19 protein-coding genes are annotated in these 22,581 nt (G+C 71.7%); 11 read left to right on the forward strand and 8 right to left on the reverse strand.

The window, feature by feature from the left end; translation table 11 throughout:
• The first annotated feature begins 89 nt into the window (after positions 1-89).
• From REH65_RS02705 to REH65_RS02730, 6 genes are all read left to right on the forward strand, one after another.
• Entirely contained in the window at positions 90-656 is a 567-nt protein-coding gene (locus tag REH65_RS02705; RefSeq protein WP_281454499.1) for a GNAT family N-acetyltransferase, read from the forward strand.
• Positions 657-913: 257 nt separating this feature from the next.
• Complete coding sequence (locus tag REH65_RS02710) at positions 914-2,347, forward strand: LCP family protein (protein ID WP_406691110.1); 1,434 nt, start codon at positions 914-916, stop codon at positions 2,345-2,347.
• Between the two features lie 260 nt (positions 2,348-2,607).
• Complete coding sequence (locus REH65_RS02715) at positions 2,608-3,303, forward strand: hypothetical protein (RefSeq protein WP_406691111.1); 696 nt, start codon at positions 2,608-2,610, stop codon at positions 3,301-3,303.
• A 12-nt stretch (positions 3,304-3,315) separates the two neighbouring features.
• Positions 3,316-3,873, forward strand: a complete 558-nt coding sequence (locus tag REH65_RS02720; protein WP_406691112.1) for a hypothetical protein — start codon at positions 3,316-3,318, stop codon at positions 3,871-3,873.
• Positions 3,870-5,774: a hypothetical protein gene (locus REH65_RS02725; RefSeq protein ID WP_406691113.1), complete on the forward strand. Its 1,905-nt coding sequence runs from the start codon at positions 3,870-3,872 to the stop codon at positions 5,772-5,774. The genes REH65_RS02720 and REH65_RS02725 overlap by 4 nt, the downstream gene beginning before the upstream one ends.
• Positions 5,775-5,812: 38 nt before the next feature.
• Positions 5,813-6,814 carry a helix-turn-helix domain-containing protein gene (locus tag REH65_RS02730; protein ID WP_406691114.1) on the forward strand — a complete coding sequence of 334 codons (1,002 nt, stop codon included), beginning with the start codon at positions 5,813-5,815 and terminating at the stop codon, positions 6,812-6,814.
• 18 nt (positions 6,815-6,832) lie between these two features.
• Here REH65_RS02730 and REH65_RS02735 read toward each other — a convergent pair whose 3' ends face one another.
• The 4 genes from REH65_RS02735 to REH65_RS02750 all read right to left on the reverse strand — a co-directional run bounded on the left by REH65_RS02735 (position 6,833) and on the right by REH65_RS02750 (position 12,360).
• Positions 6,833-7,753, reverse strand: a complete 921-nt coding sequence (locus REH65_RS02735; protein ID WP_281454505.1) for an AEC family transporter — start codon at positions 7,751-7,753, stop codon at positions 6,833-6,835.
• A 202-nt stretch (positions 7,754-7,955) separates the two neighbouring features.
• Complete coding sequence (locus REH65_RS02740) at positions 7,956-11,111, reverse strand: arabinosyltransferase domain-containing protein (protein ID WP_406691115.1); 3,156 nt, start codon at positions 11,109-11,111, stop codon at positions 7,956-7,958.
• A gap of 158 nt (positions 11,112-11,269) precedes the next feature.
• Positions 11,270-11,395: a hypothetical protein gene (locus REH65_RS02745; protein ID WP_281248777.1), complete on the reverse strand. Its 126-nt coding sequence runs from the start codon at positions 11,393-11,395 to the stop codon at positions 11,270-11,272.
• 446 nt (positions 11,396-11,841) lie between these two features.
• Positions 11,842-12,360, reverse strand: a complete 519-nt coding sequence (locus tag REH65_RS02750; protein ID WP_406691116.1) for a hypothetical protein — start codon at positions 12,358-12,360, stop codon at positions 11,842-11,844.
• A gap of 132 nt (positions 12,361-12,492) precedes the next feature.
• Between REH65_RS02750 and REH65_RS02755 the strand changes: the two genes are divergently transcribed.
• Positions 12,493-13,047 carry an FABP family protein gene (locus tag REH65_RS02755; protein ID WP_406691117.1) on the forward strand — a complete coding sequence of 185 codons (555 nt, stop codon included), beginning with the start codon at positions 12,493-12,495 and terminating at the stop codon, positions 13,045-13,047.
• Positions 13,048-13,197: 150 nt separating this feature from the next.
• On the opposite strand, the gene REH65_RS02760 is transcribed toward REH65_RS02755, so the two are convergent.
• A complete protein-coding gene (locus tag REH65_RS02760) occupies positions 13,198-13,401 on the reverse strand; it encodes a cold-shock protein (protein WP_093418446.1) in 204 nt (67 codons plus the stop codon).
• A gap of 351 nt (positions 13,402-13,752) precedes the next feature.
• Between REH65_RS02760 and REH65_RS02765 the strand changes: the two genes are divergently transcribed.
• Positions 13,753-14,871, forward strand: coding sequence for an LLM class flavin-dependent oxidoreductase (locus REH65_RS02765; RefSeq protein ID WP_281454509.1), 1,119 nt, complete (start codon positions 13,753-13,755; stop codon positions 14,869-14,871).
• Here the strand turns inward: REH65_RS02765 and REH65_RS02770 are convergent, their stop codons facing one another.
• Positions 14,872-15,492, reverse strand: a complete 621-nt coding sequence (locus REH65_RS02770; RefSeq protein WP_281454510.1) for an L-threonylcarbamoyladenylate synthase — start codon at positions 15,490-15,492, stop codon at positions 14,872-14,874. It lies immediately after the preceding gene.
• Positions 15,493-15,647: 155 nt separating this feature from the next.
• Here REH65_RS02770 and REH65_RS02775 point away from each other — a divergent pair, with 155 nt between their 5' ends.
• Both REH65_RS02775 and REH65_RS02780 read left to right on the forward strand, forming a co-directional pair.
• The gene (locus REH65_RS02775) at positions 15,648-17,720 is read left to right on the forward strand and encodes a TRAP transporter permease (protein ID WP_406691118.1); all 2,073 of its coding nucleotides are present in this window, start codon (positions 15,648-15,650) and stop codon (positions 17,718-17,720) included.
• The gene (locus REH65_RS02780; protein WP_406691119.1) at positions 17,710-18,690 is read left to right on the forward strand and encodes a TAXI family TRAP transporter solute-binding subunit; all 981 of its coding nucleotides are present in this window, start codon (positions 17,710-17,712) and stop codon (positions 18,688-18,690) included. Before REH65_RS02775 ends, REH65_RS02780 begins: the two co-directional genes overlap by 11 nt.
• 71 nt (positions 18,691-18,761) lie before the next feature.
• Here the strand turns inward: REH65_RS02780 and REH65_RS02785 are convergent, their stop codons facing one another.
• Together REH65_RS02785 and REH65_RS02790 are read right to left on the reverse strand one after the other, a co-directional pair.
• Positions 18,762-19,415 carry an HNH endonuclease family protein gene (locus REH65_RS02785; protein ID WP_406691120.1) on the reverse strand — a complete coding sequence of 218 codons (654 nt, stop codon included), beginning with the start codon at positions 19,413-19,415 and terminating at the stop codon, positions 18,762-18,764.
• Between the two features lie 104 nt (positions 19,416-19,519).
• A complete protein-coding gene (locus REH65_RS02790; protein ID WP_406691121.1) occupies positions 19,520-20,722 on the reverse strand; it encodes an MFS transporter in 1,203 nt (400 codons plus the stop codon).
• Positions 20,723-21,022: 300 nt separating this feature from the next.
• Here REH65_RS02790 and REH65_RS02795 point away from each other — a divergent pair, with 300 nt between their 5' ends.
• Positions 21,023-22,579: a long-chain-fatty-acid--CoA ligase gene (locus REH65_RS02795; protein ID WP_406691122.1), complete on the forward strand. Its 1,557-nt coding sequence runs from the start codon at positions 21,023-21,025 to the stop codon at positions 22,577-22,579.
• Positions 22,580-22,581 lie beyond the last annotated feature (2 nt).

The following is a 22,581-nucleotide window of genomic DNA, read 5'->3' on the forward strand; positions in this document are numbered from 1 at the left end:
GCCGCGTGGCCTGGGCGGATAGAATTCCGTCGAAGCTTCTCCCCCTACAGCACCCGATCCGGCTGGTTCGCGGAAGGCGAGGGCAGGCGATGCAACTCCCCATCTCCACCGACCGGCTCGTGGTCCGCGACTGGACCACCGAGGACGCCGACGTGCAGGCGGCTCTGGACCTCTACGGCCGCCCCGAGGTCACCGAGTGGCTGACGCCGGTGATCTCCAGCGTCGCCGACCTGGCCGCGATGCGCGCCGTGGTGCACTCCTGGACCGAGTCGCAGCCCAACCTCGTGCCGCCGACCGGCCGCTTCGCGATGCAGCGGCGGGAGGACGCGCAGGTCGTGGGCGGCCTGGTGCTGCGGACGCTCCCGCCGCACGACCACGACCTGGAGCTGACCTGGCAGCTGCGCCCGGCCGAGTGGGGTCACGGCTACGCCACCGAGGCCGCGATCGCCCTGCTGCACTGGGCGTTCACCTTCGACATCGACGAGATCTTCGCCCTGGCCAGGCCGGACAACACCCGCGCGATCGCCACCGCGCAGCGCATCGGCATGGAGTGGGTCGGTGAGACCGCCAAGTACTACGACATGACGTTGCAGGTCTACCGCGTCCGGCAGGGCGACCTGCCGGACGCGCCGGGTCTCGGAACACCCGAGGACTGACCGGCGAAGATCACCGTCCGTGGTCAAATCCCCCGCCAAAGAGTGATCAGAACAGGCCCGAGTAGCGGTTTCAGGATGTAATCCTGGAAGCGTCGTCCGAGCGCCGATCACGGGGCGCACCCGACGGAGGAACCTTGCCAACGCCACGCGACAGGAACCCGGTCCCACCTCGGCGCCCGAGGGGGCGGCCGCCGGCCCGACCGGTTCCGCAGCGCCGGCAGCGCAAGCCGATCGGGCCGAAGGTGCTCGCCACCGTCATGTCGCTGGTGATCCTGCTGGTCACCGGCTACGGCTGGAGCAACTACCGGCACCTGCTCAACGGTCTGGCCACCAGCGACGTCGCCGAGGGCGGCGGCGCCGACGGCGCGGTCGACATCCTGCTGGTCGGCATGGACAGCCGCACCGACGCGCACGGGAACCCGCTGCCGGAGAACGTGCTGCGGGAACTGCACGCCGGGTCCAACGACGCGTCGCTGACCGACACGATCATCATGCTGCACATCCCCAACGACGGGTCGAGCGCGGTCGGCTTCTCCTTCCCCCGCGACTCCTACGTGTCGATCCCGGGTCAGGGCCAGCACAAGATCAACTCCGCGTACGGTCGCGGCAAGGAGGCCGAGATCGCCTCGCAGCAGAAGCGCGGCGTCAACGACCCGGCCGCGCTGGACCGGGCGGGCAACGACGCGGGCCGCAAGCTGCTGCTGCGCACTGTGGAGAACCTCACCGGCTCGTCCATCGACCACTACGCCGAGGTCAACCTGCTCGGCTTCGCCCAGATCACCGAGGCCGTCGGCGGCGTGCCGGTGTGCCTGAACTCCGCGACCAGCGACAGCTACTCGGGCGCGGACTTCAAGGCGGGCCAGCAGACCATCAAGGGACCCGACGCGCTGGCGTTCGTGCGGCAGCGCCACGGCCTGCCGCGCGGCGACCTCGACCGCGTCGTGCGGCAGCAGGCGTTCCTGGCCGGGCTGGCGAGCACCGCCCTGTCCGGCGGGGTGCTGGCCAACCCGAACAAGCTGCGCGAGCTGATCAGCTCGGTGCAGGACTCGGTGGTTCTCGACCTAGGCGAGGACACCGACGTCCTGTCGTTCGCCGAGCGGCTGCGCGGCCTGGCCGGCGGCGCGATCAAGTTCGACACGATCCCGATCGAGGACGCCGCCTACGACACGCCCGACGGCGAGGCCCTCAAGGTCGACCCGCGCGCCGTCAAGGCCGCGGTGCGCGCGGCGACGCTGCCGCCGGGCGCACCCGGTTCGCCGGCTCCGCAGCCGCAGACCACCTCGGCCTCGCCGTCGGAGGAGGGTGCGTCCACCCGGGTCGACGTGCTCAACGGCACCCGCACCTCCGGACTGGCCTCCAAGGTGCAGGACCGGCTCTCCGGTCAGGGCGTCAAGGTCGGCACCGTCGGCAACACCAGCAAGCGCAACTCGTCGGTGGTGCGCTACGGCCCGGGCGGCGAGTCGGCCGCGCAGGAGGTCGCCTCGCTGCTGGGCGGCATGCCGACCGAGTCCGACTCGTCGCTGTCGTCGGGACGGGTGCAGGTGCTCGTCGGCTCGGACTACGACGGCCCGTCGGGACCGCGCTTCTCCCCCGGCGGCGCGCTGGCCCTGGACGGCACGGCGCGGCAGCAGAGCTCGGACACGCCCGAGCAGGCGCCGATCAGCGCGGCGGGGATCCCCTGCGTGAACTGAGGCGTCCGGCCATCCCGCCGAGCCCGGCTTGCCGGGAACCGCTTGCGCCGGTCATCGGCCGCCGATAGCGTGCACGCACGGGTCGCGGCCGAAACCCGTTGGCGTTGCGCCGATCGGATGCCGGACCGCTGCGGATTGCGCCGAACAGGTGGCGTTCTCGCACGTCGCGGGGCCGCGGCACCGACTGGTTCCGCGATCGACACCTCCTCGTGGCTCGCAGTACAGCTGCACCACCCCACCGGACCGCACGCTCGTTGAACGTGCGCAACGTTCTCAGTACCCAGCCGGACGAACGGTCCGACTCACCCGCGACGAGCCGGGAGCAGGACGCGGTGCGATTGCTGCTGCTGATCGACGGAGCCGCCGAACCCCTGCCCTTCCCCATCCCGGACCCGGAGCTGGCCGACGCGGTCGGCGTGGTGACCGGGCAGACCCGCCTGCAGAAGCTGGACTTCTGGCTTCGCAGCCCCGATTTCCTCGCCGACGAACTGCTCAACGAGTACGAGCGGACCGCGGAGGGACGACTCCTGGAGCTGGCGGGGAGCATCCTCGATTCCGAAGAACCCGAGGTCCGCCGCTACCCGATGCTGCGCCACCACTTCGGCGCCTACGAACCGCTCGACGACGCGCTGGCGGTGCTGCGCAGCGCGGGCCTGATCGTGCGCAGGCGCCGGGGCCGGGTGGGCCACACCCGGCGGCACGACTACTACCTGCTGGGGCGGGGCAGGCGGGTCGCGCGCACGATCATCGCCCGGGCACCGGCTTTCCGCTACTACGTCGACCGGGTCCGGCTGGTGCTGGACCTGGCCGACGGGCGCGGCGGCAACGAGCTGCGGGACCGCCAGTACCTGCAGGCCGAGTACGCGGGGACGCGCCGGGGAAGCCCGATCGGCACGATCGCCGAGCGGGTCCGCGAGCGGCTCGCCCGGCTGCGCGCGGAACTGCGCGCGGCGTAGGGGGTGTCGAAGATGAGCGCGGGAACCTCGCTGCTGCACGACAGGATCTCGGCGATCACCGGCATGGCGGCCGAGACCGTCGCCCACCTGCTGGTCTCGGGCGGCAACTCGCCGTCGGCGCCGCTGCGGCGGCGGATCGGCGACGCCGAGCGCGACTGGGAGCGCTCGGAGCAGGCCCACCGCGCGGCCCGGCAGCGACGCCAGGCCGACGAGCGGGCGCTCAACGACACCCGGGAGAACGGGGTGGCGCGGGTGCTGTTCCACGGTCTGGAGCCGCATTCCTGCCCGCGCTGCGACGCGCCGATCTCCGAGCAGCGGCGGCGGGCGGAGCGCGAGCAGCACCGGTGCGCGGTGTGCACCAGCGATGTGTCGGCGGCCGCGCGGGAGTCCGACGCGCCGGAGATCGACGCGCGGTTGCGGCTGGCCGCCAGCGAGGCGGCGGAGGCCGCTGCGCTGGCGGGCCTGCGCCGCGCGGAGGTCGCGGTGGCCGAACTGGTCGCCGAGCTCGCCGAGCCGCCCCGGCCGCGCAACGGCGACAACCCGACCGGATCCCCGCTCGGCCCGCCGTGACCGCGCGGGAGGTGGCGGCCGGGCCGCAGGCCCCGGTCCTGGCGGCGGCGCTGGCCGCCCGTCAGGACGCCGCCGGCCGGGAGGAGGTCGCGGAGTTCATCGAGGGACTGCCGGACCAGCGCAGCCTCCTGGCGCTGGCGGCGAGCGTCGACGAGCTGCTCGCCGCGCCGACGGTGCTGCAGGTGCACGGCGCGCGGTTGCACGACGCGCTGCTGCGCGACCTCGAGCCGGTGGTGCAGCGGCATCCGCTGATCGCGGCGAGCCGGTTGGCGGGCGCGGTGCGGTTGGCCATCGCCGACGCCGTAGCGCCGTTCGCGGTGCTGGGCAGGCTCGCGGACCTGCCGCCGGGCGCTCCGGAGGAGTTCACCGAGGCGCTGCCGCGGCTGGTGGGCGCGGCGATGGACCGGTGGGCGGGCGAGCCCGCGATCACCGCGCCGCTGCGCGCGGCTCTGGACCGGCTGCGGCACGAGGAGGCGGCCTCGGTCGACGCGGCGTTCGAGCTGGCCTGCGACGAGCTGCGCGTCGCGCTGACCGCGACGGAGATGCCCGCGGTGCTGGAGGCGTTGAGCGAGGCGCGGTCCCGGTTCGCCACCGTCGACGCCGCCGAGCAGGCGCGCCACGACGCCCGCGCGCACGGAGCCGCCTGCGACGCGGTGCTGGCCTTCACGGCCCAGGACCGGGGGCGGCTGGCGGGTGCGGCGGATCGGCTCACGGCGGCGGTGGATCAGCGTTCGGCCTGGTTGCGCGGCACCCACCAGCCGCCCTGGTTGCGCCCCCGGCAGGCGGCGGAACCGGCGTGGCTGCGCCTGGTCCTGCTGCTGCGCACGGCGTCGGAGCGGTTGGCGGAGACGATCTGGATGGACGTCTGGGAGGCGCTCGGCGCGGTGCTGGAGGCCTACGCGCAGGTGCGGACGCTGCAGCCGCTCCCGGGCGCGCAGGCGGCGCCGGGTCTGGCGGCGGTCGTGGAGCCGACGATCGAGAACGCGATCGTGCGCGGTCGGAGCCGGTTGGCGGCGTTGCGGCGCACCGTCGTGGAGGCTTCGGCGGCCGAGAACCCGCCGCTTCCCCCGCGCACCGCGCGACTGCTGCTGGACCGCATCGAGTCGGCGGGCGCCGACCGGCGTCCCGACCAGCCGCGAGCGGGGCACGAGGTGGACGAGCGGGCGGCGTCTCGGGCGCACCGGATGGCGCCAGCGCTGGTGCGGGTGCTCGGCGAGCGGGACGCGGCCGGGCTCACCGGCGCGCTCAGCGACGACGACCTGCGGCTGCTCGACGGGGTGGTGCACAGCGGTGAGGTCGCGCGGTCCCGCACCGCGCACCCGGTGCTGGACCCGCTGCTGGAGCGGCTTCTCGCGGGGCTCGCGGAATCCCCGGGGTTCACCGGGCGGGTGCGGGCGACGTTCGGCCTGCTGCTGGAGCAGACGCTGCGGTTCCTGCTCAGCCGCGCCGATCTCACCACCGCCGCGTGGGGCCGCGGCGAGGACTACCGGCGTGCGCTGCGCGACGGCGAGCGGCGTCCTCGCGAGTCGGCGCTGCAGCGCGACTACCACCAGTGGCTGGCGACCGGGCAGCTCGGCGGTCTGGTGGCGGTCGAATCGGGCGACGTGGCGCGAGGTCGCGCGGACGTGGCGGTCTCGTTCGGCGCGCTGCGCTACGTCACCGAGGTCAAGCGGGAGCTGCGGGACGCCTCGCGGGAGCACCTCGAAGCCGCGCACCTGCCGCAGGCCGCCGAGTACGCCGGGGCCAACGCCGCGTTCGGGCAGCTGCTGGTGCTGGACCTGACTCCGCATCCGCGCGGGTCGCCGCGCGTCGACGAGCGGGTGTGGCTGGCCCGGCACGGCGGGCGGTGCGTGGTGGTCGGCGTGGTCACCGGCAACCGGCCCGCGCCCCACCGGTTGTGATCTTCGGGGGCGTCACCCCCTGCTAGAGTGCCGGGATTATGGCTCGGGTCACTGCCGCGCGCGTGTTCTCCACCGTCGGCCTGCCCGCCGAGCAGCGGGTGGCGCTGTGGGAGCGGCACAACGCTCGCGCGCTGGTGGGGTTGTCGTGCAAGACCATCGACGACGCGCCGCTGTCGGCGACCGAGCGCAACCTGCCGCTGCCGCGACTGCACGTCGCGCACGTCAGCGGGAGCCCGCACCTCGTCGAGCGCGGCGCGCGCGAGATCAGCGACCGGCCCACCGGTTCGGCGGTGCTCTACATCGCCACGGCCGGGGAGGCGTTCTTCTACAGCACCGGCGGCACCCGCGTCCTGCGCCCGGGCCAGGCGGTGCTGTGCGACGCGGACCGGCCGTTCGCGCGCGGGTTCTCGCACGGGCTGAAGGAGTTCGTGCTCAAGATCCCGCACGGCGCGCTGCAGGAGCTCACCGGATCGACGCTCGCACAGCCGGAGTTCTTCGACCTCGCCGACGGCGCCGCCGCCGACACGGTGCGCGCGCTGACCCGGTTGATGCGCGCGGCCATCGACGAGCCGACCGACGGCAGCCGCACCGAGCAGCAGGCCCTCGGCCTGCTCGCCGCTCTGCTCACCGGAGGCGCGAGCACTCATCTCGACACCGCGAAGGCGGTCATCGAGCTGCACCTGCGCGACCCGAACCTCTCGGCGGCCCGCGTCGCCGACCGCATCGGCATCAGCGAACGCCAGCTCTGCCGGGTGTTCAACCGCGCGGGGCTCAGCGTCGCCCGGCACATCCTCGACCGGCGCCTCGAACTCGCCCGCGAGCTCCTGGAGTCGTCCCGCACCGCCCGCTGCTCGATCGCCGAGATCGCCCGGGACTGCGGCTTCGTCTCCCCGTCCCACTTCACCCGCACGTTCAAACGCCGCTACGACACCACCCCGGCCCAGCTCCGTATCGCGTCGCAGCTCCGGCGGCGCTCTGCGTCACCAGGGGGCGTTTCTTCCTCGAATTACCCGGATATTTCAGACATTGATCATGGGTGATTCGCGGAAGAACCACCCTCAGCCGAGCAGCGCGGTGACGGTGACGAGGACGGGGACCGACAGGATCGTCGAGAGCAGGATCGACTCGCGGGCGAGGCGGACGCCGACGTTGTACCGCGAGGCGTAGACGAACAGGTTCTGCGCCGCGGGCAGCGCCGAGATCACCACCACGGCGAACAGCGCAGCACCGCTCATGCCGAACAGGCCCGCCCCGATCGCCCAGGCGATGACCGGGTGCGCGAAGGACTTCAGCCCGACCGACACCAGCACCGGCCAGCGCTCCGCTCCCCCGGCGGGCAGCTGCGACCCGCGCAGCGAGATGCCGAAGGCCAGCAGCACCGTCGGCACCGACAGGTGTCCGAGCAGCGTCAGCGGCTCGGCGACCGGCCCCGGGATGCGCCAGCCCAGCAGGGACAGGCCGACGCCGAGCAGCGAGCAGATCACGATGGGGTTCTTGAAGGGGGCCAGCAGCCGCGTCCACGTCGAGTCCTTCTCACCGGACTGCGCGAAGTCGATCACCGTGAGCCCGATCGGCGTCATCACGAGCAGCTGGAACAGCATCACCGGCGCGACCAGGCTCGCGTCGCCGAGCACGTAGACCGCGACCGGGATGCCCAGGTTGCCGGCGTTGACGTAGCTGGAGCACAGCGCGCCGATGGTGGTGCGCCGGATGTTCCACCGCCGCCACAGCGCGATCAGCACGAACAGCGCCGCCGCCGCGAACGTGCTCAGCGCGGTGACCAGCAGCGGAGCCGAGAACAACACGCGGACGTCGGAGTCGGCCAGCATCGTCAGCAGCAGCGCGGGGGTGCCGACGTAGAAGGAGATCTTCGCCAGGACGTCGCGTCCGCTGTCCCCCAGGACCTCGCTGCGGCCCAGCACGTACCCGACCAGAACGATGGCGCCGATGACGCCGAAGCCCTGGATCACACCCGACACGACGCCTCCACCCCCGGCGCGCTGTCCACTGTGGAAACGCGCGCGAGCCGTTGCGGTTCTCTCAACGCGGTTTTCGGCGCACATCGCGGCCGCATCGCCCGGGCGCCCCACCCGTTAGCCACCCTAATCGATCACACGCGGACCCGGGGTGTCCGAATGGCGACTCTCACACCGCGACGCCCGCTTCCCGCGTTCCGGGAGGTCAGCTCTCGTCGCCGGTGATGGCCGGTTCCACCGGCCGCAGGTCGGTGCGCCCGTCGGAGGTCGGCACCCCGCCGGGCAGCGTCACGGCCTCGGTCAGCGGCCCAGGGCTCCAGTCGCCCCAGTGGGTCTCGTGCCGCACCTGCAGCGCGGCCTCGGCTCCGACGGTGTCGGGGTTGTAGGGGTCGATCACGTAGATCGCGCCCCAGTCCCGGTTCGGCGCTCCCTGCAGGTAGGCGGGCAGCCGCCGGACGCTGGCGCCGACGTTGAGCCAGCCGAACGGTCCCCCGCCGGCCGGTGCCGACCAGCTCTGGCCCATGTCGCGCATGATGCCGCCGCCCGCGACCCGGAACCGGGGCATCTCGAAGACCCCGTCGTGGATCTTGGCCGGCTGCAGGCACGGGTGCACCAGCGCGGCGGGCCACTCGACGAACGTCGGCTGGTCGCCGATCAGCTTCGTCATCGACGTCATCTCGGGCACGCGGGGAGCGCTGAAGGCCAGCCACCCGGCGGCGTCCGCGCGGCGGTCGGCGGCCACGACCCGCACCTTGCTCGCGCCGGGCACGTCGAACCGGACGTCCTGCCACCCGCCGTGGTCGAGCCCCAGGTCGCGGTGCCCGGTGATCTCGAAACCGCCGGGAACGTCGCGACCCCACTCCACGCGCAGCGCGTTCGTCCCGGTCGACGAGCCCGCGAACTGCAGCACCACAGGCGAGGTTCCGGCCGCGGCCTGCGGCGGCACGTCGAACCAGGCGGTGCGGATCTCGCCGGTGCCGGTGGCGTCGGTGTCGAAGGTTCCCCAGATCGGGGCGTCGTCACCGCCGTAACCCCACGGCGGGGTGTACTGGGTGCTGCCGGGATAGCCGAAGCGGTGGAAGCCCTGCTGCTCGGCACGCAGGTAGTCCGCCGGCTGCGCGGTGTCGCTGGGCACGCGCGGCTGCTCCGCCGACGGCGCGAGCACGCCGCGGCGGGGATCGGCCTCGACGTTGATGTAGTCCGACAGGCCGCAGCTGCGCCCGGCGATCTGCTTGGCGTTGTCCAGGCCCAGGCTGTAGCTGTCCCGCTGCTTGTCCATGCCCACGGCGAACAGCCCGATCTCGACGATCAGGCACAGCGCGCAGGTGATGGTCAGCGGCGCGGCGCCCAGGCTCAGCACCCGCTTGCGCGCCGTCGGGGTGATCACGGGTGGTTCGTCGTGGCGCACGTGCTCGATGAAGCCCACGACCAGCGCGAGGAAGCCCAGCGCCAGGAACGCGGTGCTGGCGTGGCGCCCGTCGAGGCTCGGGGCCTTGTCGAACCACGGCACGCCCCAGCCCGAGACGTACCACCACGAGTTGGTGCCGGTCACCGACAGCGCGCACACCACCATCAGCCCGGCGAAGAACCCGGCGCGGTTGCGGCGCGAGCGCAGCACGGCGGCGCTGGTGGCCAGGGCGGTGAGCGCGGCCAGCACGGCTCCGATCGCGGCGAACACGCCGAAGTGGTGGGTGTGCTTGGTCGGGGTGGCGGCCAGCACGACGAAGCACAGCACCGCGATGCCCAGCATCCGGCGGCTGGGCCCCAGCGCGGCGCCGCGGATCTTGCCGCGCCGCAGGAACACCACTCCGCTGGCGGCGATGCACAGCACCAGCAGCAGCACCGGGAAGCGCCTGGTCAGCGACCCGTCGGGCCACTTGTCGAAGAGCTTCTCGTAGCGGCCGAGCTCCTCGTACCAGGCGTCGTTGGGGCCGAACTCGGTCTTGAGGTCCACCGAGTCGAGCACCGACTGCAGGGTCTGGTCGAAGAAGACCCCGACGAGGATCACCAGACCGGCCGCCGCGATCGGCGCCAGCACCGGCAGCGGGCCGATCTCGCGCATCCGCCGCCACAGCACCCGCAGCAGCGGCTTGGCGGCCACCAGGAACGGCAGCGCAGCCACCATGCCGTGCGGGTTGGCGCCCAGGCCGAGGGCCGCGGCGACCAGGCCCAGGGCCGCCGGGGTCAGCCGCTCGGTGGCCACCGCCCGCTCCACCGCGCACAGCGACAGCAGGAAGAACACCACGACGACCGGTTCGGGCCGCAGACCGTTGTTGTAGGGCAGCCAGAACGCCAGGAACACCGCGGCCGCGGCCCAGCCCGCCGATTCGCTGCGCCGGACCTGCTGGCCGAGCCGCGGCAGCACTCCCCTGCTCAGCAGCAGCCAGCTCACGACGCCGAGGAACAGCGCGGGCAGCCGGACCCACGGGGTGGCGGCGGAGATCTGCACCCACAGCGCGTAGATCTCGTAGAACCAGCCGAAGGGCGATTCGGGGTTGCCGAACCAGCGGAAGTAGTTGGTGACGTAGCCGGCGTCGGGGGCGGCGCGCAGCATCGTGAGGATGTAGCCGTCGTCGGCGGTCATCGCGCCGATCAGCCACCACACGCCCAGCGCGCCGAACACCACGACGTCGCGCGCGCTCAGCCGCCACCAGCCCACCGGGAGCCATCGCACGGGCGCGCGAAGCTCCAGCTTGCGCAGCGCGAGCAGCGCACCGAGGAAGCTCAGCACGGCGACGACCATCGCCGCGGTCTTCAGCGGCGTGCGCGTGGTGTCGAACCGGGTGTCGACGCCGGCCTGGAAGTCCAGGCCGCGCACGTCGTCGCGGTGGTCGTCGAGCTGCGAGTAGATGCCGGTGAGCTGCGGTCGCTGGTCGCCGCCGACCGTCCCCAGCGGGATCCCGGCGACGTCGGCGCGGGTCTGGCCCGCGTCGGAGCTGATCGTGATGGCGCAGTCCCCGGCGGGCAGCGGGGCGGCGCCGAGCTGGTGGCCGCGCGAGAACAGGCTCACCTGACCGTTGTCGACCTGCAGGTTCATCCCGGTCAGGCCGCCGTAGCTGCCCGAGGGCGCGTTGGTGGCCAGCAGCGAGGCGGCGCCGTTGACCCGGTCGTCGAGGCTGCGGGCCGAGGCGCAGGGAACGGTCGCGTTGAGCCAGAGGGGTTCGTGGCTGAGCAGCGGAGCGGACACCGAGCGGGTGCCTTGGGCCGTCGGCCACTTCAGCGTGGTGATCTCGTGGTCGACCGGCAGCAACGGCACCAGGACCGCGAGCACGGCCGACAGGAGGCCGAGCACCGCGGCCACCACGCGCGCACGTCTGCGCGCCGGGTCACGACGCGTGAACCACGTCGAACGCTGACTCACGCGCTCGCCACCTCACCTCGCAGGTCTGCTCCTCGCAGAGCTTAAACGGTGGTGACGCGACGGCGACGGCTGGCAGCGGCAGAAGCCGCGAACGGGCACCGCCGGGGATGCCGGGTGGGTGCTGTTCGCGCGGCTGCGCAGGGCTTTCGCGCGGACGATCAGGCTGCGAGGGCGGGTTCGAGGTCCGCGGCCATCGGGTTGCGACGGGCGTCGAACAGATACCCGACCCAGAAACCGACGACTCCGGCACCGACAACGGCCAACGTTCCGACAGCACGCACCATGGGAGGTTTCCTCTTTCTCGGCGACGCAGATCCTCTGGACCCGGCTCATGACTGCTCGATGGGAAAATATGGTGAGCCCGCCGGGTGGCAGCGTCGTTGCACAAACGATAACCGGGCGTAAATCGGCCGACCACGCCACCCCTCGCAGGTCCGCAATCACGGTGCGTCATGTCGCGGACCCGCGAACGGAGTAGCTGGAGCCCGTTGGAGAACGGGCTCCGGGGCCCACGTGAGCTCGCCGCGCGCGCGAGGTCCGGGGTTGCGGTCAGACCGCCACCCACCCGAAGTTCGCGCCCCGATGCGGACGCCGCCCCACCGCTTCGGTGAAGTCACCCGCTCGGGAAGCATCGCGAAACGCGCTCGCGATTCGTACCGGTTCCGCCGGGTTTCCGGGGGTTGACGATGAACGCGGCGGAGGCGCGTTCAGAGCGACCGCGGAGCGGTCATCAGAGGTTGACCTCGGCGAGGCCGCGGTGGTCGCGGCGGACCTCGGGCCACGGCTTGCGCGCTTCGGCGAGCAGCCTGCCCGCGGCCTCGGTGACCTCCCCGGCGCAGTCGGCGATCGCTGCGACGTCGGCCGCGTGCTCGTCGGGGTCGAGACCGGCTCGGCGCAGCAGCGGGGTCACATCGCCCAGGACGCGGACCAGCCAGCCGATCGGATCGGCCGAGAGGTCGGGGTCGAAGACGCGGTCGCCGGGTTCACCGTCGGACATCTCCGGGTGCCAGTGCATCCGGTCGGCCGCGTGCGGACGCGATTCCAGCAGGTCGAAGCGGCAGACGCCGCGGCTGAGCCAGGCCGCCCGGGAGGCGTAGACGGAACCGGCCTCGGCCGATTCGGTCAGCCTGCGCAGCTCCAGGCGCACTCCGCGTTCGCGCACGTCCGCCTCCCCCGCCTTGGCGGGGTCGAGGAAGTCGACGCCCTCGACGGTCACGGAGAGCCTCTGGAAGCAGTAGATCCGGTACACACCAGCACACAAGCACAGCCGTGCCGCCCGCGACAAGGACGCGCCCTTCGAGTCCACTGTGGATTTCCGAGATGCCGGTACGCCCGCGTGCCGCCGACGCCGCCTCGCGCGCCCGCTCCTAGGCTCGGCCCAGTGAACCTTCCCGAGCAGTTCCGCCAGCCCATCCCGGCCGACACCACCGACCTGACCGACGGACCGCCGCTGCACGAGACCTGCGCGCCGCTGCGCGAGCTGGTCGGCGTCTGGCACGGCGAGGGAGAGGTCGACTACCCCACCATCGACGGCCCGTTCCGCTTCGGGCAGCAGCTGACGATCTCCCACGACGGCCGCCCGTTCCTGCGCCACCAGGCGCGGGCGTGGCTGCTCGACAGCGAGGGCCGGGTGCTGCGCCCGGCGGCCTGGGAGACGGGATTCTGGCGACCCGGCACCGAGGGACGCCTCGAACTGCTGCTCACCCACGCCACCGGCCTGCTGGAGGTGTTCTACGGCTCGGCCGAGGCCGGGACCTGGCGGCTGGAGACCGAGACGGTGCTGGGCACCGCCACGGCCAAGCAGGTCCGGGCCGCGCAGCGCCGCTACTCCCTCGACCGCGACGTCCTGGACTGCGCCGAGAGCCGGGCGATGGTGGGCGAGCCGATGACCCCGCACGTGGCCGCGCGGCTGCGCCGCGTCCCGATCACCGACTAGCCGCGCCGCATCGGGCCGGGTGAACCGCAAGAGACCCCGCATTCGTGGTGAATGCGGGGTCTCTTGTCTGCGGGCCGTGTGACCGGCTCTGTGAAGTGGACGGCCTACCTCAAGCGGAAGCCCGTCCCGGTATTACGCGAGACGCCGTGCTCAGATGACGCGGACGTCGGCCGCCTGCGGGCCCTTCGGGCCCTGGCTGACCTCGTAGGTCACCTTCTGGTCCTCGTCGAGGCTGCGGAAGCCGCGGGCGTCAATGGCCGAGTAGTGGACGAACACGTCCGGGCCACCGTCGTCCGGGGCGATGAAGCCGAAGCCCTTTTCCGAGTTGAACCACTTCACGGTTCCCTGTGCCATGCTTGCTCTCTCCTTCTGGGAGCCGGTACTACATCAGACCGTCACACTGCGTGACGACCTGGGCCGCTGAACGAACGGCGACTTGTCCAGCTACAACCAGAAAGCAGCACGCCCGCATCACCATCCTGCGAGTGTGCGCGAACACGACCCCAGAAAAATACGACCGCCACGAACACTACACGGTCCCTCGTGGACACGTCTCCCACTATCACCCGAGCGTGCCGTGACCGGCGTCACATTTTTCCGCCGTTCCCGTTCTTCCGATCCGACCTCGTTCCGTGATGAACCCGATCTTGTCTCCACCCTCCGCTTCAAGCTGAAATCGATTCACAACCGAATGAGGAGGGACGGATGTCCAGCACGCTGCTCACCAGTCCGGACTTCAAGCTCGGCCTGTTCTCACCCAACTGCTCCGGCGGACTCGCGATCACCACCGTCGCCGACCGGTGGGGCGCGAGCTGGGCCGACAACCTCGCGCTCGCGCGGCTGGCCGACGAGGCCGGGCTCGACTTCCTGCTGCCCATCGCCCGCTTCATCGGCTACCCCGGCACCTCCGGGTTCCACGAGAGCGTCCTCGAACCGGTCCCCTGGGCCGCCGGGCTGCTCGCCGCGACCCGCCGGATCACCGTTTTCGCCACCGTCCACACCGCCTTCAACCACCCGGTCGTCAGCGCCAAGCAGCTGGCCACCCTGGACCACGTCGGGCAGGGCAGGGCCGGGCTCAACGTCGTCGCGGGGTGGAACGAGCCCGAGTACCGGGCGATGGGACTGGAGCTGCCCGAGTCCCACGACGACCGGTACGCGCTGGCCCAGGAGTGGTGGGACCACGTGCACGCGCTGTGGACCCGCGAGGGGCGGTTCGACCTGCCCGGACGGTTCTTCGACCTCAGGGGCGTCGAGGCCGCCCCCAAGCCGATCAACGGAGCGCTGCCGCTGCTCAACGCCGGGTCCAGCCCGCAGGGCCGCGCGTTCGCCGCGCGCAACGCCGACTTCGTGTTCACCGCGCTGAGCGACCCGGACCACGGCGCCCAGGTCGTCGCCGAGCTGCGCGCCGACGCCCGCACCCGCTGCGGCCGCGACGTCGGGGTGATGGCGCCCGCGTTCGTGGTGTGCCGCCGGACGCGGGCCGAGGCCGAGGAGTTCCTGCGGCACTACGCCGAGGAGAACGCCGACCGGGAGGCCGTCGACGAGCTGATGCGGTTGCAGGGCATGTACGCCCGGTCCTTCGCCAACGACATCATGGACACCCTGCGCACCCGCTTCGCCGCGGGGCACGGGACCTGCCCGCTCATCGGCACCCCGCAGGAGGTGGCCGACGAGATCGAGCGCTACGCGAAGGCGGGCCTGTCGGGGATGTCGCTGGCGTTCCTGGACTACCTCGGCGAACTGGAGGACTTCGTCGCCGAGGTGCTGCCGCGCCTGGAGGCCAGGGGAATCCGGCTTCCGGCGGCCGAGCGCTTCAGCGCCTGATCACTCGAAGCGGGACGGGTCGCCGGCGCCGACGCGCACGATCTCCGGCTCGTCGGTGGAGAAGTCGATGACCGTGGTGGGTTCGACGCCGCAGTCGCCGGAGTCGATGACCGCGTCGAGCTGGTGGTCCAACTCGTCCTTGATCTGCCAGCCCTGCGTCATCGGCTCCTCCTCGCCGGGCAGCAGCAGGGTGCTCGACAGCATCGGCTCCCCCAGCTCCGCCAGCAGCGCTTGCGCGGCCACGTGGTCGGGGATGCGGACGCCGACCGTCTTCTTCTTGGGGTGCAGCAGCCGACGTGGAACCTCCTTGGTGGCGGGCAGGATGAAGGTGTAGCTGCCCGGTGTGGAGGCCTTGATCGCGCGGAACACGGCGTTGTTGATGATGACGAACTGGCCGAGCTGCGCGAAGTTCTGGCACACCAGCGTGAAGTGGTGCCGGTCGTCGAGGTGCCGGATCGCGCGGATCCGGTCCATGCCGTCCTTGTTGCCCAGCTGAGCGCCCAGCGCGAAGCAGGAGTCCGTGGGGTAGGCGATCAGTCCGTCCTCCCGGAGGATGTCCACCACCTGCCCGATCGAGCGCGGCTGCGGGTTGTCCGGATGCACGTCGAAGTACTTCGCCATGCGACCCAGCATAGAAGTCCTGTCACGTCTTCGTAGCGCGTGAAACCGGGCGAGTCGGGCTCTGGACTTCCCCCGTTCGCCCGAGCATCCTGTGCCCTCCGGGAGGTGACCTCGGTCGCACCCGGCCTCGGAACCACGGGCCGAAAGGGCGAAGGATGAGCCGGGCGACGCGGCCTGAGCACGAACGACTTCCCGACGAGACCGACGATCCAGGCGAGATCGCCGCGACCCACGACGAGGAGAAACCGGCGCGCCGGCTCTCCCGCCGCCCGGAGCTCCTGGTGTACCTGGTGGCCCTGGCGGTGGCGCTGCTGGTGCTGCGGCAGGTGTTCTTCCCGCTGACCAAGGGCAACCAGTTCTACCTGGTCATCTTCCTGGGATGCACGCTGCCGCTGGTGTTCCTGTCCTACCGGCCCGGTGGCAGGCGCGGAGCCGGTGAGCGCGACGATCCCGCCTGGTACGACTGGGTGCTGTCGGCGTTGACGCTGCTGGTGAGCTTCTACCCGGTGCTGCCGCTCTCCGGCGGTTTCGACGCGTTCCTCGACCGGCAGGGCGGCCTGTCCACCTTGGACGTGGTGGCGGGCTCGCTGCTGTTGCTGCTGGTGCTGGAGGCGACGCGGCGCACCACGGGCTGGATCCTGCCGGTGATCTGCGCGGCGTTCGTGGCCTTCGCCTACTACGGCGGTTTCCTGCCGCAGAACTGGGGAATCGCGCACGCCGGGGTGGACTTCGGCCAGATCATCAACGCGCTGTACAACGATGCCAGCGGTTTCTACGGCACTCCCCTGGACGTCGCGGCGAGCTACATCGTGCTGTTCACGCTCTACGGCGCGGTGCTGTCGGCTTCGGGCGCCGGGCAGTTCTTCGTGGACTTCTCCTTCGCCGCGTTCAAGCGCTCCCGCACCGCTCCCGGCCGCACCGCGGTGCTGTCGGGCTTCCTGCTGGGCACCGTGTCCGGGTCGGGGACGGCGACGGCCGTGAGCCTGGGGTCGATCACCTGGCCGATCCTGCGCCGCGCGGGCTACCCGCAGGAGAACGCCGGTGGTCTGCTGGCGGCCTCGGGCATCGGGGCGATCCTGTCGCCGCCGACGCTGGGCGCGGCGGCGTTCATCATCGCGGAGTACCTGCAGACCTCGTACCTGACGGTGCTGATCTGGGCGTGCGTGCCGACGTTGCTGTACTACCTGGGCATCGTGTTCTCTGTGGAGGCCGACGCGCGGCGCTTCGGCGCCGAGGCCGTCGACATCGAGCGCGGCAGCGCGTGGAAGCTGCTGCTGCGCGGGGGTTATCACTTCCTGTCGCTGGCGATCATCGTGGTGTTCCTGGCGCTGAACATCCCGCCGTTCGCCGCGGTCGTCTACGCCACCGGGGTGGCGGCGCTGTTCGCGCTGGTGTCGAACCTGGTGCGGGCCACCGACGGCCCCGGCCGGGCGGTGCTGGACTGGGCGCGCGGCATGGTCGACGCGCTGTCGATCGGGGTGCGCGGGGCGCTGCCGGTGGTGGCGGTGTGCGCGGCCGCGGGCATCATCACCTCGACGATCACCAAGACGGGCCTCGGTCAGGAGCTGGCCGACGCGCTGGTGCAGGCGGCCAACGCGATCTCGCAGGACCCGACGGTGATCCTGGTGCTCACGGTGGTGTTCTCGGCGCTGGCCGTGGGCGTGCTGGGCCTGGCGGTGCCGGTGACGGCCTCGTTCATCATCGCCTGGGTGGTGATCGGCCCGGCGCTGGGCGAGCTCGGCGTGGCCGACGCCGAGCGGGCGATGTTCATCTTCTACTACGCGGTCCTGTCCGAGGTGACGCCGCCGACGGCGCTGGCGGCGGTGGCCGCCGCGGCGATCACCGGCGGCCGGGTGATCCCCACGATGATGCAGGCCTGGAAGTACACGCTGCCCGCGTTCCTGGTGCCGATCGCGTTCGTGCTCACCGACAACGGCGCGGCGCTGCTGCTGCAGACCGACGCGGTGACGGTGCTGTGGGTGCTGGCGGCCTCGGTCGTGGCGGTGGGCGCGCTGAGCGTGGTCACCGGTGGCTGGCTGTTCGGCCCGGTGCCGGTCCCGGTGCGACTGCTGTTCGCACCGGGCGCGCTGTGCCTGCTCTACCTCGAACCCCCGGTGGTGGCGGTGGGTCTCGGTTTCTGCGCGCTGGGCTTGGTGGCTCAGCTGGCGTTCCGGCGCAAGGCCCGGTTCACGGAGTCGCAGTTCAAGGAGGAACTCGATGCGGATTAGGACACTGCTGGCGACCGCGGCCGCCGCGACGCTGGTGCTCACCGGCTGCGGCGGCAAGCAGGTGCAGGAACCCGCCGCCGGGCAGGCGACGTCGTGCGAGGCCGGTGACGGGCGGCTGACGATCGCCACCGGCAACACCGGCGGGGTCTACTACGTGCTGGGCGGCGGTCTGGCGCAGGTGATCAGCCAGAACAGCAAGCTGCGGGCGACGGCGGCCGAGACGGGTGCGTCGGTGCAGAACATCCAGCAGCTGGTGGCCGGCGACTACGACATCGCGTTCACGCTTGCCGACACCGCGGCCGACGCGGTCGCGGGCAAGGACGCCTTCGACGGCAAGCCGCAGTCGATCCAGGCGTTGAGCCGGATCTACCCGAACTCCACGCACGTGGTGGTCAAGGCCGATTCCGGGATCAACAGCGTGGCGGACATGCGCGGCAAGCGGATCTCGACGGGCTCGCCGAAGTCGGGCACCGAGGTCATCGCGAACCGGTTGCTGCAGACGGCGGGCCTGGATCCGGCGGCCGACGTGCAGGCGCAGCGGCTGTCGCTGAGCAAGTCGGTGGACGGGATGAAGTCGGGCACCCTCGACGGGCTCTTCTGGTCCGGTGGGCTGCCGACCCCGGAGATCACGGATCTGACCACGACGCTGGGCGGGGCGGTGAAGTTCGTCGACGTCACCCCGCAGCTGCCGGAGCTGAACAAGATCAGCGACGTCTACGAGCAGGGCACGATCCCGGCGGCGACCTACGGCCAGGCCGCGGACGTCCCGACGGTGCAGGTGCCGAACCTGCTGGTGGTGCGGGACGACTTCCCGGCCAACAACGCCTGCGCGGTGACCAGGCTGGTGTTCGACAAGAAGCCCGAGCTGGAGGCCGTCCACCCCTCGGCGAAGCTCATCAACAGGGACGACGCGACCAAGACCGACCCGGTGCCCATGCACCCGGGCGCGAAGCAGGCCCTGGGCGGGTGATCATGGGGGTGGGGAAGTTTTCATGAAAACTTCCCCACCCCCACCCCCACCACCTCGCGTGACCCCACCGGTCACTTGCAGGTGGCGAGCATCTCGGAGAGGGCCTTCTTCTCCGCGTCGGTGACGGTGAGCGCGTAGCTGTTCTTGACCTGGATCCAGTCGGTGGCGTACACGCACCACTGGCCCTGGGCGGTGGGCTTCCAGGTCGACGGGTCCTGGTCGCCCTTGCTGCGGTTGGAGCTGGAGTCCACGGCGACCAGCTGCGGCAGGCTCATGTCGTTGGCGAACTGCTGGCGCTTGGCGTCGTCCCACTTGTTCGCGCCGCTGCGCCAGGCGTTGGCCAGCGGAACCATGTGGTCGATGTCGACGCCCTTGGCGTCGCTGACCTTCTCCCCGGTGTAGAGGCTGGTCCACGAGCCGGAGGTGACCTCGCAGGCGTTGTTGGACTTGACGCCCTGCCCGTCGCGGGCCAGCACGGCCTCGCGCGTGTTGCAGTTCTTCCCGGCGTCCGGCTGCGGGATCCAGTGCTTGAACTTCTCCCGCGAGTACCCGGTCATCGAGCCCGCCGGGGCGACCTTCAGCTGCGCGAGCTGGTCACCGGCCGGGCCGGAGGACGCGCTGACCTTCGAATCGAGCAGTCCCGATTCGAAGACCAGCCACATCGCTCCCAGCGCGATCGCAGCGACGACCGTCATCCACACCGGCGTCTTCTTCTTAGCCGACACCCGACTCCCCCTTCTCGGCGAGGTGTTCGACCAATTCGATCATCCGGTGTGCCCAGCGATCACTCCACCACGCGGGCCATGTGTTCCAGCTAACGATCACCCGGTCAGCCCATCGCGGGTCGGCGCGGCACGTAGCGCGGCGTGTACCGCAGCAGCAGACCGGCGCCGAGGAGGCCGAGGACGCCCATCCCGGCCCCGGCTAGTCCGACCCCGGCCAGGGCGGTGAGCCCGGAGATGATCAGCGGTCCGGCGGCCTGGCCGAAGTCGCCGGTGAAGCGCCAGGCGCCGAGGAACGGCGCGGGCCCGGACTGCGGGGCGAGGTCGGCGCCGAGGGTCATCAGGATGCCGCTGCTCGTGCCGTTGGCCAGACCGAGCAGCATCGCGACGGCGGCGAAGGTGGGCACGTCCGTGACGGCGAACAGCAGCGCGTGGCCGATGGCCAGCCCGGTCATCGACGGCACCGCCGCCCACAGCCGTCCCCAGCGGTCCATGATCTGCCCGGAGGTGTAGGACAGCGCGAAGTCGATGCCCCCGGCGATGCCGATGATCAGCGCCGTGGTCGAGGCCGGGAGCCCGGCGGCGACCGCGACCAGCGGGAGCACGACGTTGCGCGAGGCGCGCAGGCCGCCGAGCAGCGCGGCGCAGGAACCCATCCGCAGCAGCACGCCGCGATGGCGGCTCATGGTGGGCAGCAGTCCGTCGCGGCTCTCGCGCCGCTCGCCCTCGTCGGCGCCTCCGAGGTCGCCGGTGCACAGCAGCAGCACGAGCGTGGCCAGCGCGAAGCCGACGTGCACCAGGAACACCGAGCGCTTCTCGGGGCTGAGCGCCAGCACCAGCGAGCTGACGAACGGGCCGATGAAGTAGCCGGCGCGGAAGAGCCCGCCGAGCACGCTCAGCGCCCGGGCGCGGTAGCGCAGCGGCACGCTGGTGGTGATGAACGCGTGCCGGGCCAGCGCGAACACGGCGGTGGACAGGCCGACGACGAACACGCAGGCGCCCAGCACCCAGGGGTTGGTGGAGAAGTAGCAGCCGAGCAGTCCCGCGACCGACACCAGCGAGGCGACAATCATCGCGGTGCGCTCGCCGAGCCGCTGCACCAGCGCTCCGCTGGGCAGGTCGCCGACGAGCTCGCCCACCATGATCATGGCGGCGATGAGCCCGAGCGCGCCGAGACCGGCGCCCTGGTCGGCGGCGATCAGCGGGATCATCGGCAGGATCGCGCCCTCGCCGGTGGCGAACAGCAGGGTGGGCCCGAAGGCGGCCAGGGCAACGGTTTTCAGCTCGAACGGCTTGTCGGTGACGGTCACTCTCCGCTGGCTCCCCGGGCGCGACATCGGCCCGCCGCGACCTCGGCTCGGCGCGGCATTGGCTCGGACCACTTCCGCCGATCAGCCTCGCACGGCGGAGATCGGGACCGGAACCGGCCGGAGCCCCGAAACCCCTGCGCACGAGGTGAAGTTGGTTACCTCGCCGACGACAAACCGAACAAACTTCGCCTTGACCGCCCCCGTCCCGGACCGCAGGATGAGTGAGCCCGACCACGGCCCATCAACGCTCATCGGCCCATCCCCCTCATCGGCCCATCCCCCCTCAACGGCGAGGTGACGATGTCCGCACTGCCCGGCAGGGGCATGACGATCAGCGATCAGATCGCGCGCCATGCCCGAAAGATTCCCGACGAGATCGCGCTGCGGCACGGCGAGGTCTCCCGCAGCTACGCCGAGTTCGACGAGCGCGTGACTCGCCTGGCCAACGCCCTGCGCGACCGGGGCGTGCGCCCGGGCGACCGCTACGCGGTGGCCACGCTCAACCACCTGGAGACCATCGAGTCCTACGTGGCCGGTTCGCGGATCGGCGCGATCTGCGTGCCGATCAACTTCCGGCTGGTCGCCGACGAGATCGCCTACCACCTCAACGACAGCGGGGCGGCAGCGGTGATCACCGACACGGCGCTGGCCGACACCGTGGCCAAGGCCCGCGAGCAGGCCCCGGACGCGAGGTCCGCGCTGGTCATCGGCGGTGGCGACGCGGGTCCGGGGTCGGTGGAGTTCGAGGAGGCGCTGGCGACGGCCTCGGCCGAGCACGACGAGCTGGACGTGGAGCAGGAGTCGCCCGCGTTCATCATGTACACCTCGGGCACGACCGGCCGCCCCAAGGGCGCGGTGCTGACGCACCACAACCTGCTGATGCACACCTTCAGCCTGCTGGTGCACAACGGGGTCTCGGAGGACGACCGCGTGTACCTGGTGGGCGTGCCGCTGTTCCACATCGCCGGGGTATCGGGCATGTTGGGGCCGCTGCTGCGCGGCGGGCGGATCGTGCTGTCGTCGTCGGGCCGGTTCGACCCGCGCGAGACGGTCGAGATGCTGGAGCGGGAGCGGATCTCGGGCTGCTTCTTCGTCCCCGCCCAGTGGCAGGCGATCTGCTCGCTGCCCGACATCGGCGAGCGCGATCTCTCGGCGCTGCGGCGGATCAGCTGGGGCGCGGCGCCGGCGTCGACGACGCTGCTGCGCCAGATCATGGAGACGTTCCCGCAGGCGGAGCTGAGCACGGTGTTCGGCCAGACCGAGTGCTCGCCGGTGACCACGGCGCTGCGGGCCGAGGACGCGCTGCGCAAGATCGGTTCGGTGGGCACGCCGATGATCAACGTCGAGGTGCGCATCGTCGACGACGAGATGAACGACGTGCCGCGCGGCGAGGTGGGCGAGATCGTCTACCGGGGGCCGACGGTGATGCGGGAGTACTGGAACAAGCCGGAGGAGACCGCGGAGGCCTTCCGCGGCGGCTGGTTCCACTCCGGTGACCTGGTGCGCCAGGACGACGACGGCTACATCTACGTGGTCGACCGCAAGAAGGACATGATCATCTCCGGCGGGGAGAACATCTACTGCGCCGAGGTCGAGGAAGCGCTGTCGGGGCACCCGAAGGTCGGCGAGGTGGCGCTGATCGGGGTGCCGGACCAGCGCTGGGGCGAGACGCCGCTGGCGGTGATCGCCCCGCGCGACCCGGCCGATCCGCCGACCGAGGACGACATCGAGACCTGGTGCCGCGCGCGGCTGGCCGGCTACAAGCGGCCCCGGCAGGTGCGGCTGGTCGAGCAGCTCCCCCGCAACCCCAGCGGCAAGGTCCTCAAGACGACCCTGCGCGCCGAGTACCGCAAGTAGTC

This window comes from Saccharopolyspora sp. ID03-671, from assembly GCF_045278815.1.
Lineage (GTDB): Bacteria > Actinomycetota > Actinomycetes > Mycobacteriales > Pseudonocardiaceae > Saccharopolyspora > Saccharopolyspora ipomoeae.